Source organism: Paractinoplanes ferrugineus, from assembly GCF_016862195.1.
GTDB classification, from domain to species: Bacteria; Actinomycetota; Actinomycetes; order Mycobacteriales; family Micromonosporaceae; genus Actinoplanes; species Actinoplanes ferrugineus.
This window is the reverse complement of the sequence record NZ_BOMM01000029.1, coordinates 95820-107628: the sequence shown is the minus strand read 5'-3', so window position 1 is coordinate 107628 and position 11809 is coordinate 95820. Positions and strand designations below refer to the sequence as shown.

Sequence of the window (11809 nt, the reverse complement as noted above, 5' to 3'; positions counted from 1 at the left end):
CTGCGTGTTTGCAGGAGTAGCGGTCACGGCTGATCGTTCGCCGGGTTGATCAGGTCGACGAGCGTGTTTCGCACCAGGACAGCCAGGTCGGGGGCGCGTCCGCCGGTCTGTAACGCCTCGAGCGCGGCGATGGCTTCCGGTCTCAGGTCGGGGTCGTGGAAGGCCAGGACGTCCATCAGGTCGACGCAGGAGTACAGGCTCGCCGCAGCGGCGTCTGGCGCCCGGAGAACCGCCAGGTAGTGGGAAACCCCGCCCGCCACTGCCCGGCGGATCTCGCCGGCGTCAACCCTGCCGATCTGTTCGTGGGCCGGCCCGGTGATCTCGGCGGCTGCGATGATCGCGAGGAGCTCGAGCGCCACGGTGTGTCCGGCGGGTGTCATCTCCGGTAGAGCCGCGACCAGGACGGTGGCCACCGGGGTGCAGCCCTCGCAGGGGCCGGCCACGGAGAGCAGGATGCGCTCGATCCAGGTGCCGAGGCGAGTTGCCTCCTTCGCGTCTGTGACGGTCACGAGGCTGCGGACGGCGTGCGGCACCATCTCGGCGTAGCCCACGTAGGTCCGTATGCCGGCCCAGTCGAACCGGGCGATCTCGTCGTCGACCTGCACGCGCCAACCTTGCCATGGCGAACGCGTCAACAGCCCGCCGGCGCGCACCTCTCGGCCGAATCGCAGTGCGCGCCCCTGCCGCTGCTCAGGATGTGTCTATTGAGTTCCTGACCAGCGGCAAGCACGGTGGCCTCAAATTCTGGCCACATGAATCCGCAGGTGGATCATGGCATGCCGCCGGTGTCGCTGGAGAAGCCGGCGTCGGAGGCCCGTCTGTCGGCACCGCCGGAGCCCTGACCGCGGATGGTTCCGCGGCCTCGCCGCCGTCGTTCACAAGCGCTCTGCCGAATGGCACGACGCGCCTCCAGCATCGCCGTGGACCCGGGCTCAGCTGCTCGCTGCCGCCACCGCTTCCGGAACGGCGCGACCAGCCCGAGAACCGCCAGAACCAGCGTCACACCTCCGACCGCGATCCACGCCGCCTCTATCATGGCGCCGATGGTAGAAGCGGCGGACCACTCCCAGTCTCGTACATCCAGCAACGCCGCGCCCGGCTGCCGTGAGCGGACCTGACGGCTTCGCGGGTGTCGTTTCCGTCCAAGACGACGGCCGGTGGCGTTTCCTACCCTGGGCGGACCAGCTTTTGTTGATCTACCAGGGAGTTCCCATGCGCGAACTTGTCTACACCGGCTTCATGTCGCTCGACGGCGTGCTGGATTCCCCGGGTGGCGGCCCGGGGGAGGAGCATCGCAGCGGCGGGTGGGTGATCAAGGACATCGAGGTCCTGCCCGAGGTCTTCTCGCTCAAGGGTGAGGAGTTGCAGGACACGACGGCCCTGTTGTTCGGCCGGCGCAGCTACGAGCTGTTCGCGCCGGTCTGGCGGGACTCGCCGGACCATGCCGCCTACCAGGAACTGCCGAAGTACGTTCTGTCGACCACCCTGGCCGACGACGCGCTCGTCGACGGCTGGGGCCCGACGACGATCCTGCGCTCGACCGACGACGTCGTGGAACTCAAGAAGAGCGAAGGTGGCGCGATCTTCATGCACGGGAGCGCTGAGCTTGCTCGCCGCCTCGCGGACGCGGGGCTGATCGACAGGTACAACCTACTGCTCTACCCGATCCTGCTCGGTGCCGGAAAGAGTCTGTTCAGCCGGGCCGACAACGACAAGCAGATGCTTCGTCTACGCGAGTCCGAGGCCTATCCGAACGGTGTGGTCAAGCTGCTCTACGACGTCGTTCGCTGATCGAGGTCCAGCGAGATCGCACCCTGGACGCCTTCCCTCAGCTGTCGCGCCGGGTGCCCGATGTATCGGCGCAGGGCGCGGGCCAGGTGTGGCTCGTCGAAGTAGTCGAGTCCGGCGACGACATCGGCGACCGGCAGGCCGGCGGTCAGCAGCATCGTGGCCTTCCGGGCCCGCTCGATCTGCCGCACAGCGCCCTGGGTGAGCCCGGTCGCCGCGCGGAACCGGCGTTCGACGGTGCGGTCCGAGACCTCGGGAACGTGCCCCCGCTGGACCTCGGCGACGACCGGATCACGGACCAGGGCGCCCGCGCGGACGAGGCGCTTGACGAGCGCCTCCGCATCGTCGGGGCGCGGGATGTCCCACCGGGAGCCGTCCAGCCGAAAGGTCCGGTGGGTGGTGTCGGGCAGCTCGATGCCGCCATCGAGCAGCACTCGGGTGGGCACGTTCCGCAGTGACGTGCCCAAGGCGAAGTCGATGCCGAGGAAAGTCGCGCCGTCGGGCACGGGCGCGGTGCTGGACCTGCTCTCCGGACCCTTTACGCTCGCGTAGGACCGGCCCTCGCGCTGCCAGAAGACCAGACCCCAGCGCACCGCCGCGACCGAGGTCATCTCGAAGACCTGCTCGCTCGTCGAGGTCCACACGGACTCGACCCACGGCGAGTCGGACAAGCGCGTCTCGAACAGCAGAGTCACCAGAGCAGGGTAGTCGCCCGTACGCGGCAATCCAGAGATCTCGGAAAGCCGCGCGTGGTCCGGAAGTATCGGGTCGCTCGGCTGACACCACATCGAGGCGCCGCCCGCGAACGGTCAGATCAGCGAGTCGTCGTAGGCGGCGGTCAGTGTCCCGCCGGCATCGCCGGTGTTGACCACGCCGGCCGGCTCGATGAGCAGCGCATGAACCTCTCCGTTGGAGATCGGACAATGCGCGACACCCCGGGGCGCGACGAAAAGCTGACCGGGACGCAAGACCACGTTGCCGTCCCGCAGTTCGAATGGTGAGCTCCCGTGGACCACCAGAAACAACTCATCAGTGCTCTCCTGGGGGTGCCAGACCCTCGTCAGCCTTCGCTTCAATTCTGGCCGCACTCGCCGGTGTCCGGATCTGCCGTCGATAACGCGCGGCGTCCAGGCGATGCTCCGTAACCGCCCGTCGGTGTCCCAAGCCAGTTCCGCTCAAACGACGCCGTCATAGGGCCTCGCATCGGGGTGCGGAGGCCGGCTGGGCCGTTCTCAGTCGAGTCGCTCGCGCCGGCGCTTTCGACGATCGCGGTGCGCGGCCGCCGCATCTACCAGATACAACAGCGTCTGAGCCAGGACGCCGAACACCAATCCATAGCGCAACGCCCCGGACCAGGACGTTCCCTCGACGAAGTGGTCAACCAAGGCCATCGAGCAGGTCATGACCACAATACCCGCCACCAGGCGCCACCCCGCACGCAGCCTCGACATGCATCGCCCCCATCCACCCCGCTCAACCTGCCGGCAGGAGTCGCCGACGGTAGCAAGCCCGATGCCTGTTCGGGTGGGCGACGCAGTCCGTACGTGATCATTACGGCCCTTGTCGCCGACCGACGGGAAGGCTGGCCGGCTCTACATTCAGTGCCATGTTCAGAGCTGGTGGACTCGCGCTGCTGATCGTCGTGGCGGTCGCGGGATGCGGCAGCACACCGATGGCCGGCCACCCGCTCCGTCCCCAACCGTCGCGCGCGGCCGTGACCACATCAGCGCAAGCGATGGACGAGGACTTGTTCTGGCAGATCGTCGAGGACGCACGCGAGCGCGGTGACGGCGACCCGGACGCGATGGCACAGATAGTCGAAGAACGCTTCGCCGACGCCGGCGACGACGTGCTGCGCGGGTTCCAACGGCAGTTGGTCGCCGCGAGCACGCGGCTGTACACCTGGCGACACGGCGCAGCGGCCGACATGGCATGCGGCTCTCTGGGTGACGACGGATTCACCGATTGGCGGTCGTGGGTCATCACCCTGGGCCGCCCCACCTTCGAACTCATCGCCGCCGACCCCGACAACCTGGCCGACGTCGAGGATCTCACCGCCGGGTGTGCGGGAGCGGGCGAGTTGTTCGGCGCGGCCGCCAGCGGTATCTACTTCGCCCGGCACGGCTACGAGGACGAAACCTTCCCCATCCTCGAACCAGGCGGTACGCCACCGGCCGGCACCCCGCCGAGCGGATACCCGCGACACGGAACCGAACAACTGCGCGCCACCCTGCCCCGACTCGCCAAACGCACCTGAACGCCACCACCGACGATCGAGCCTGACTCGGCTACCTCCGGCCGGCTTCAGCTCAGTCAGCAGTTTGCCGCCTGCGTCGTCCGGCAACGTCGGATCCTTCAGCGCGTCCGGATCTGCCCCGATCCGCGCTACGGACCGGGACGGCGGGGATCGATATGGTTGCTCGATGACGCTACCCAGGACGGTTGTTCTCAACGGCGATCTCGGCAGCGGCAAGACGACCGTGTCGGTGTTGCTGGCGGAACGGTTGGGGGTACGCCGGGTAAGCATCGGTGATCTCTACCGGCGGATGGCCGCCGAGCACGGGATGACGGCGTTGCAGTTCAACCTGCATGCGGAGCTCGACGACAAAATCGACCATCTCATCGACCAGTTGCAGCACGACATCGCGGCCTCCGGCGAGCGCCTGGTCGTCGACAGCCGGTTGGCCTGGCACTTCTTCGGTGACGCCCGCAAGGTTCACCTCATCACCGATCCGTTGGTGGCGGCCCGGCGGGTGCTTGGCCGGCCCGGCGACGCGGTCGAGAATTACCGCAGCGTCGAGGAGGCCCTTCAACAACTCGCCGGCCGCAGCGAGAGCGAACGACAGCGATTCCTTTCCCGGTACGGCGTGGACAAGACCCGCCTGCACAACTACGACCTGGTCTGCGATACCACGAGGGCGGAGCCGGAGTTGGTCGTCGCTCGGATCCTCGAGACCCTGGAGAGGCACCACGGCACCCGGTCAGCGCCGCTGTGCCATCTGGATCCCCGTCGCGTGCGCCGGACCGCGGTGACGGAGGAAGACGGGGAGATCGCCGTACGCTTCCAGGCGCGGACTTTCGAGGCCGTTCGTGGCGGCCGTCAGCTGAGCGCTGCGGTGGATGCCGGGGAGATGCTGACCCCCATGGTCCTCGTCGGCGAGGGATAGCGAGCGGGCAAGATCAGTCGCTGCTGCCGCCACCGTCGCTGTCGGCGGAACTGTCCGAGGAGGAGCTTTCGTGTCCCGACGAGTGGTGGTGCCCGCCTCCCACATCAAACGTCGGGTCCGCGCCTGGGTCCTGTGCATCGCCGGTCGTGCCGAAAGCTCGATGCCCTGAAGCGCGGCGTTGCCGGGTCGCCTTGATCAAACCGACAACCGCGAAGCCGACGATGACGACCAGCAGCAGGAACTCCATACCCGCAGTGTGTTCCACCTCGGCAACTCGGCGCAGTGCCAGGCAAACACCGTTGGGCCGACCACGACGGCATCCGGATCTGCCGCGGATGCAGCGCGTTCCCCGCGCAGGGCGGGCGAGCGTTTGCCGGTACAACGCCCGCCTGCCGCGCACCAGTAGAGTTCAGTCCTGTGCTACCTGCGCCGATCTTCCGCAATCCCGTGATCCCCGGTTTCTTTCCGGATCCCAGCGTCTGTCGGGCCGGCGAGGACTACTACCTGGTTTGCTCGAGCTTCGAGTACTTCCCCGGCGTACCGATCTTCCACAGCCGCGATCTGATCTCCTGGCGGCAGATCGGCAACGTGCTGGACCGGCCGAGTCAGCTCGACCTCCCGGCCGACACCTACGCGTCGCGGGGGATCTTCGCGCCGACGATTCGCCACCACGACGGCGTCTTCTACCTGGTGACCACGAACGTCCGGATCTGGCGGCATCTGATCGTCACCGCGACCGACCCGGCCGGGCCGTGGTCGGAGCCGGTCTACTTCCAGCTCCCGCTCATCGACCCGTCGCTGACCTGGGACGATGACGGCAACTGCTGGCTCACCCTGGCCGGCACCTCGAACTACCGCATCGATCCGGCCACCGGCGAGGTGTTCGAAGGCCCGATCCCGCTATGGTCCGGTACCGGCGGCCAGTATCCGGAAAGTCCCCACCTCTACCGGATCGGCGGCTGGTGGTACCTGTTGCTCTCCGAGGGCGGCACGCACACCGGGCACGCGGTGTCGGTGGCCCGGTCCCGCAGCGTCCGGGGACCGTGGGAACCGGCTCCGGCCAACCCGATCCTGACCCACCGCGGCCTGCAGCGACCGATCCAGGCCACCGGTCACGCCGATCTGGTCGACGATCCGAGCGGCAACTGGTGGATGGTGCTGCTGGGCATCCGACCCAGGGGGCAGTGGCCGCCGTTCCACGTGCTCGGACGCGAGACGATGCTCGCGCCCGTTCGGTGGGAGGACGGCTGGCCGGTCGTCGGGCCGGTCGACGAGGAGATGGTCCTGCCACCCGGTGTCGCGGCACCAACGGTGCCGGCAGCGCTTGACGTGCGCGACGACTTCGATGCCGACCGGCTCGATCCGTCCTGGATCTCCCCGCGCAGCCGCCCGGACGAGAGCTGGTCGCTCACCGACAGGCCCGGCTGGCTCACCCTCACCGCCCTCGGCTCGACGCTGGATCGGCCGGGCGCCACCATCGTCGGGCGGCGCCAGCAGCACCACGACTGCTGGGCCGGCGTCCGGATGGAGACCACCGGCCGCGCCGGTCTGACCCTCCGGATCGACGAGGCCCACCACTACGATCTGGAGGTCTCCGAGGGTACGGCGCGGGTGTGGGCCCGCATCGGCCCGCTGCGCCAGAGCGTCGCCGAGTGCGCCGTACCGGACGGTCCCGTGGACCTGGCCGTCACCGCCCGGTCGGCCGATCCGCTCCCGCCCACGGTCACCTCCGCCGAGCAGTTCACCGAGCGGTCCGGGCCACTCGGAATTCGGGCCGCAGGCCCGGACACGGTCACCTTCACCCTCGACGCCGGGGATGGTCCCGCCGTCCTCGCCGCCCTGGACGGCCGCTACCTGTCGACCGAGGTGGCAGCGGGTTTCACCGGCCGGGTCATCGGCATGTACGTCACCGAGGGCACCGCCGCCTTCGACTGGTTCGACTACCGGGCCCAGCCGGACGCCGGCCCAGGCCCGGCCACCGCCGACTGACAGCACACCCTCATCCGAGGGCTCATCGGAGCCGCAGCCCGGCGCAAGCCGCGAATCAAGATCGGGTGCACGGATCTGCTGCCGTCCGCGCGCGGTGGGTTCCGTCAGCGCTCGAAATTCGTCACTGTCGGGCTGGCTGATCGGCTACGGTCGCTGCTCATGGCGGAGTTCGTCCACATCACCACGGCGCGGGTGGCTCGGCGTGTCGAGCACTCGGGGATCGCTGCGCGTAGCCGCGGTCCGGCTGCTGGCCGGGGTGTGTACTGCATGCCGGTGTTGTCGTCGTTCACGCTGACCTACCAGTGGGTGCGTGAGCTGCGGCGTTGGCATCCGGGCGTGCTGGTCGCCGTGCATTTACGGCTGCCTGACGACGAGCCGGTCACTGTCGGGCGGTACGGCACGCCTCCACGTGCGGTAACGGCTGCGCAGGCGGTCGCGGCGGTGCGTGAGCTGGACGATCCACGGGGATACGAGGTGTTCGTGCCTCGGGCGGTCACCGCCGCTGAGGTCCGGCGGATTCGTGATGTCCCCCAAGGGGTCGGTTGGCGGTACCTGCCGGCGGCTCATGGCAGGCGGCCCTGTCCTTGCCCGGCCTGCCTGACGCGTGGCGCGTTCAAGGTGGCCGCGCTACGTCGCCGGTTCCCGTACGACAACCCGCCCAGGCCGAAGAGTGAACTGATGACGGAGTTGAGGGTGTCGACCACCGCCGACGAGATCATCGACGTGCTTTGTGGCCTGGGCCGTGGCCGGCGCGGTGGCGCCGAGGAATTGGCTTACCTGGCCGATCATCCGGATCCGGACGTTCGCGACACGCTCGCAAGTGTCCTGCGGGCGTACCGCGGTCGCGAAGCGCGACGGCTACGGGAGCGGTTGCAGATCTCCGACTCGTCGTCGTCCGATTCCGACGCAAACTGATCGACGCGCGGCAAGGCGCGTCAGATCACCGATCCGGACGCGAGGGGCGCCGCGGTCCGGATTCTGTCCGTCAGCGGACCGGACCGGGTCAACAACACCAGACCCGGCCCTGCATATGCCAGCCGTCCACCCACCCTTGATCGCCACGTCGCCGTTGCTCGTACTCGGCGGGCGGCGTCCCAAGGGAGACCTATGCGGCAGTGGTCCGGCTGCGCAACTCCGCAAAGTCGACGACCGTCGAGGCGGGAGGGGTCTGCAAGTCAGTGAAAGTCGCCCCGAAGTCACTGAACGTCAGGTTGCCGTCAGCCTCGGTCGGGCCTTGGAGTCGAAGCGGGTACGGCGGGCCCTCGGTGGCTACCCACAGCGTGCTGTGTCGGGAGTCGACCTGGCTGAGCATGACAGCCGGTCTGGTGCCGACCTTCGTGACGTACTGCTTGATCCAGCCTCCGCTGCCGTCCAGCAGATTGTTGACGTCGGCGATGGTGAACAGTTCGGCGAAGTTCTTGTCGGTCGACGATACCCGGGCCCACCGGTCTTTGATCAACTCAATGACGGCCGCGGCATGGCTCGCATCGCCGAGGTTCGCCCTCCAGAATGCTTGGTCCGGGCGGATGTATGCGTTCCCGCCGACCACCAGCACGTCAACCTTTGCCTTGTTGCGCGTCAGCGTGCCTCGAACGTCGGACCCCCGCGCCTCGAGATCCACACCGGTCACCTTGCCGCCCCCGGTGACGAAGCCGTTGAGACGAAACGCCTTCGCCTCCGTCAGCGCCGCCCTCGCTCTGCCGAAGATCGCCGCCGGCTCGAGACTGTCGACGCCGTTGTCCGCCGGCCCGGAAGGCACAGCCGACGCCGGAACCGCCGCCACCGGTACGGCGCCGCTCGTGCACCCGCCCTGCAGCAGGGCGGCGACAACGATCACGGCTGCCACGGAACGCCTACCTACGGTGCTCATCGGACTCCTTCTCCACGCGAGCCATCACCGCGCGGCTCGACCGTGCCGCAGTGATCGGCGGCCCACCGTACCTTCATGAGGTGATCATGGTGGCCGCCGGACGATGTGCGCGTGACATGCGCCGAACAGTCTTGCCGAACCACCGCGATAACGAGGCGGATTGACGTCGAGCGAGGATGGCGCGACCGGGCTCCCGCCGGCAGCTTCAGATCGGCACGCACACCAGGTGGGTTCCGTTCCGGCTCGAGTTGCACGACACCGAGCCGATGCTCGATCCGGCCTGGGAGGAGATCGTGGAGGTTTCCTTGACGGCTTTGTCGATTGAACGACCGTCGGAGAAGAGTGCGCCACCTGGCTGAGCGCCGCTCCGGTCGGCATCACCTGCCAGATCGCGCCTTCCTCGATCGCGGTCCCAGCGGTAAAGCCTTTCACCAACTCGGTTCCGTTCGTCGCCGAGCGGCTGCGCTCGCGGACCTGGTGGATGTTGTGGTCCTGGGGACACCAGCAGGCCACCTCCACGGCGGCGCTTACCGCCAGTTGCGGGCACCAACCGACTTGGAGAGTGAGCTCGAGCGAGTCGGTGTCCTGGTCGAACAACGTGATCGCCGCGGCGCAGACGATGAGGCAGATGCCCTCCCGCGATGTCGTGGGCTGCCTGTTGTGCTCGGGATAGAAGTGCCATCGAACTCGCCGGGCGGCCGCGGGGTGGCTCTCGAGATCGTGGGCTGGACCGGTCGGCGCGACTGCGGACGCGAGGCGATCTCCTGGCTGAGCTCATCGACCTCGGACCGGACAGCACCAGGCACGGAACACTCGCGACCCGAGAAGAACTAGGCGAGCCGCAGTTGTCCGAGTTCCTGGGTGCAGCGGGTGAGTGCGACGTAGAGGCCGTTCCAGCCGCGTGGTTCGGCGGTGATGCCCTCGGGGTCGACGAGGAGGGTCGCGTCCCATTCCATGCCCTTGGACTGGGCCGCGGACAGCACCGGCACGTGGTCGTTCAGCACGGCCCGGAGTTCGGTGAGGCGGCTGGCCGGTGCGATGACGCCGACTGTGCCGCCGTGCCACCGCTCACGCAATTCGCGTACGGCTTCGGCGGCTGCGTTGCCGAGTTGGGCCGACGTGACGGTGCGCTGCCAGGGAGAGATCCCGGAAGCGCGTACGGCCCGGGGTGGCGTGTTGTTGCTGCCGGCCTGCCGCAGGACCGGTTCGGTGAGTTCTATGACCTCGCGCGGCGTCCGGTAGCAGATGGTCAGTTCCGCCGGGGTCCAGCGGTCGCCGAGGACGGCCCGCACCGCCTGGGCCCAGCTGGTGTGCCGGTGCGCCGCCTCGGCCTGGTCGATGTCGCCGACCGCGGTGATGGAGCGGCTGGGGCACCGCCGGACGACCATGTGCCACTGCATCTCGGAGAGTTCCTGCGCCTCGTCGACGGCGACGTGGCCGTATACCCAGCCGCGCTGCCGACGGGCGTGGTCGGCGACGGACCCGCCCGGCCGCGGGGTTTCGGCGGCGCCGAGCAGCTCGGCGACGGCGTCCAGCAGGGGGGATGTCACTCGACGCCCACGGCGCGGGCTCGGCCACGACGGCGGCGATCTCTTCGGCGGACAGCTGCGGGGCGAACCGGGCCAGCCGGTCACCGTCGGTCAGGAGCTCGCTCAGCAGCGTCCCGGCATCCAGGGTCGGCCACCAGGCCTCGACGAACCGGGCGATGGCCGCGTTCTCCGCGATGCGCCGGCGGAGGTCCGCCACCTCTTCCTCGCAGAGCAGCCCGGTGTCGTCGCCGCCGGTGGTGGCCCCGGGGTCGTACCGCATGCTCCGGTCGACGCCGGCGAGGATGTCCTCGAAGCCCTCCTCCATCTGGTTCATCAGCGCTTCGCGCTGTTCGGCGACGGTTTCGGCGAGGATGTGGTGCAGCTGCTCGGCGAAGACCCGGCGAGCCTGATGGTACGGCCGTCCGCGCACCGCCGTGAGCACCTGGGTCACGGCCGCGGCGGGGATGACGTAGAACTCGCCCGCCCACCGCAGCCTGAGGTCTCGGGCCCGGGGGAGCAGCGACGCAACGTAGTTCTCGAGTGCGGATTGCCAGAGGGCGCGGCCCTTGAGCTCGGCGAGCGGACGGCTTTCGGTTCGGCCCACGCTGATCCCGGGCAGCAGGGTGTCGCAGGTCGCCGCGACGACAGCGGTCTCGCCGAGCGCGGGCAGCACCTGGCCGATGTAGTCAAGGAACCGCGGGGACGGGCCCAGGACCAGGACCGCCTGCTCGGCCATCGGCCGGTGGGTGAAGAGCAGGTAGGCGACGCGGTGCAGGGCCACCACGGTCTTGCCGGTGCCGGGGCCGCCCTGAACGATCAGCGGGCCGGTGGCCTCGGCCCGGATGATGTCGTCCTGTTCGCGTTGCAGCGTGGCGATCGCGGTCGACATCCGGCCGGTGCGCCGCTGGTCCAGGGCGGCCAGGAGGGCACCCTCGCCGACGAGATCCGTCGTGCTGGTCCCGTCGAGCGGCTCGTCGTCCACGACGACGACGTCCGCTCCCGTCGTGCGGATGTGCCGGCGCCGGGCCAGACCTTGCGGGTCGACAGCCGTCGCGGTGAAGAACGGCCGGGCCGCGGGGGCGCGCCAGTCCACCAGCAACGGCTCGTCGGTCCCGTCGCCCCGCAGACTGACCCGGCCGATGCGCCGCACCGTGCCGTCGAGGCTGTCGAGGCGGCCGAAGACCAGCCCCTCGGTGGCCCGGCTCAGTTCCTCGTACTGCTGGCGGAGCCCGCGCATCCGAGCCCGCGCCAACGCGTCGAGCGCTTGCGCCGAGAGCTCGGCCCGCAGGTGGTCGGCAAGCTCGTCGCGCCGGACCGTGGCCCGATCGAGAAACTCCTGTTCCTCGCTGATCGCGGCGGAGGCCACGCCATTGTCCAGGGCAGAATTCCGGCGCATTCGACAAATCCTCGGATCGGGATCGGACCAGAGCTTTCCGGCCGCCAGCTTAGGGGCAGTTTCCCCTGGT

The 11809-nt window shown here is 68.9% G+C and carries 13 protein-coding genes; 5 read left to right on the top strand and 8 right to left on the bottom strand.

The window, feature by feature from the left end; translation table 11 throughout:
* Nucleotides 1-23 precede the first annotated feature (23 nt).
* Nucleotides 24-605, bottom strand: a complete 582-nt coding sequence (locus tag Afe05nite_RS16685) for a hypothetical protein (protein ID WP_203818022.1) — start codon at nt 603-605, stop codon at nt 24-26.
* A 607-nt stretch (nt 606-1212) separates the two neighbouring features.
* On the opposite strand from Afe05nite_RS16685, the gene Afe05nite_RS16680 reads away from it, so the two are divergent.
* Nucleotides 1213-1791 carry a dihydrofolate reductase family protein gene (locus tag Afe05nite_RS16680; protein WP_203818021.1) on the top strand — a complete coding sequence of 193 codons (579 nt, stop codon included), beginning with the start codon at nt 1213-1215 and terminating at the stop codon, nt 1789-1791.
* Here Afe05nite_RS16680 and Afe05nite_RS16675 read toward each other — a convergent pair.
* The 3 genes from Afe05nite_RS16675 to Afe05nite_RS16665 form a co-directional block, all read right to left on the bottom strand.
* Nucleotides 1773-2483, bottom strand: a complete 711-nt coding sequence (locus tag Afe05nite_RS16675; protein ID WP_203818020.1) for a helix-turn-helix domain-containing protein — start codon at nt 2481-2483, stop codon at nt 1773-1775. The genes Afe05nite_RS16680 and Afe05nite_RS16675 overlap by 19 nt on opposite strands.
* Before the next feature lie 114 nt (nt 2484-2597).
* Entirely contained in the window at nt 2598-2876 is a 279-nt protein-coding gene (locus Afe05nite_RS16670) for a cupin domain-containing protein (RefSeq protein WP_275407478.1), read from the bottom strand.
* Between the two features lie 144 nt (nt 2877-3020).
* Nucleotides 3021-3209, bottom strand: a complete 189-nt coding sequence (locus tag Afe05nite_RS16665) for a hypothetical protein (RefSeq protein ID WP_203818018.1) — start codon at nt 3207-3209, stop codon at nt 3021-3023.
* Between the two features lie 185 nt (nt 3210-3394).
* Between Afe05nite_RS16665 and Afe05nite_RS16660 the strand changes: the two genes are divergently transcribed.
* Entirely contained in the window at nt 3395-4045 is a 651-nt protein-coding gene (locus Afe05nite_RS16660) for a DUF4240 domain-containing protein (RefSeq protein WP_203818017.1), read from the top strand.
* Nucleotides 4046-4211: 166 nt separating this feature from the next.
* A complete protein-coding gene (locus Afe05nite_RS16655; RefSeq protein ID WP_203818016.1) occupies nt 4212-4955 on the top strand; it encodes an AAA family ATPase in 744 nt (247 codons plus the stop codon).
* 13 nt (nt 4956-4968) lie between these two features.
* Here the strand turns inward: Afe05nite_RS16655 and Afe05nite_RS16650 are convergent, their stop codons facing one another.
* On the bottom strand, nt 4969-5202 hold the full coding sequence (locus Afe05nite_RS16650) for a hypothetical protein (RefSeq protein ID WP_203818015.1): 234 nt from the start codon (nt 5200-5202) through the stop codon (nt 4969-4971).
* A gap of 170 nt (nt 5203-5372) precedes the next feature.
* Here Afe05nite_RS16650 and Afe05nite_RS16645 point away from each other — a divergent pair, with 170 nt between their 5' ends.
* Together Afe05nite_RS16645 and Afe05nite_RS16640 are read left to right on the top strand one after the other, a co-directional pair.
* Complete coding sequence (locus tag Afe05nite_RS16645) at nt 5373-6944, top strand: glycoside hydrolase family 43 protein (RefSeq protein ID WP_203818014.1); 1572 nt, start codon at nt 5373-5375, stop codon at nt 6942-6944.
* Nucleotides 6945-7103: 159 nt separating this feature from the next.
* A complete protein-coding gene (locus Afe05nite_RS16640; protein ID WP_203818013.1) occupies nt 7104-7859 on the top strand; it encodes a HEAT repeat domain-containing protein in 756 nt (251 codons plus the stop codon).
* 190 nt (nt 7860-8049) lie between these two features.
* Here the strand turns inward: Afe05nite_RS16640 and Afe05nite_RS16635 are convergent, their stop codons facing one another.
* The 3 genes from Afe05nite_RS16635 to Afe05nite_RS16630 form a co-directional block, all read right to left on the bottom strand.
* Nucleotides 8050-8790: a hypothetical protein gene (locus Afe05nite_RS16635; protein ID WP_203818012.1), complete on the bottom strand. Its 741-nt coding sequence runs from the start codon at nt 8788-8790 to the stop codon at nt 8050-8052.
* 854 nt (nt 8791-9644) lie between these two features.
* On the bottom strand, nt 9645-9890 hold the full coding sequence (locus Afe05nite_RS43810; protein ID WP_239117887.1) for an ATP-binding domain-containing protein: 246 nt from the start codon (nt 9888-9890) through the stop codon (nt 9645-9647).
* Complete coding sequence (locus Afe05nite_RS16630; RefSeq protein WP_239117886.1) at nt 9883-11739, bottom strand: HelD family protein; 1857 nt, start codon at nt 11737-11739, stop codon at nt 9883-9885. The genes Afe05nite_RS43810 and Afe05nite_RS16630 overlap by 8 nt, the downstream gene beginning before the upstream one ends.
* Nucleotides 11740-11809 lie beyond the last annotated feature (70 nt).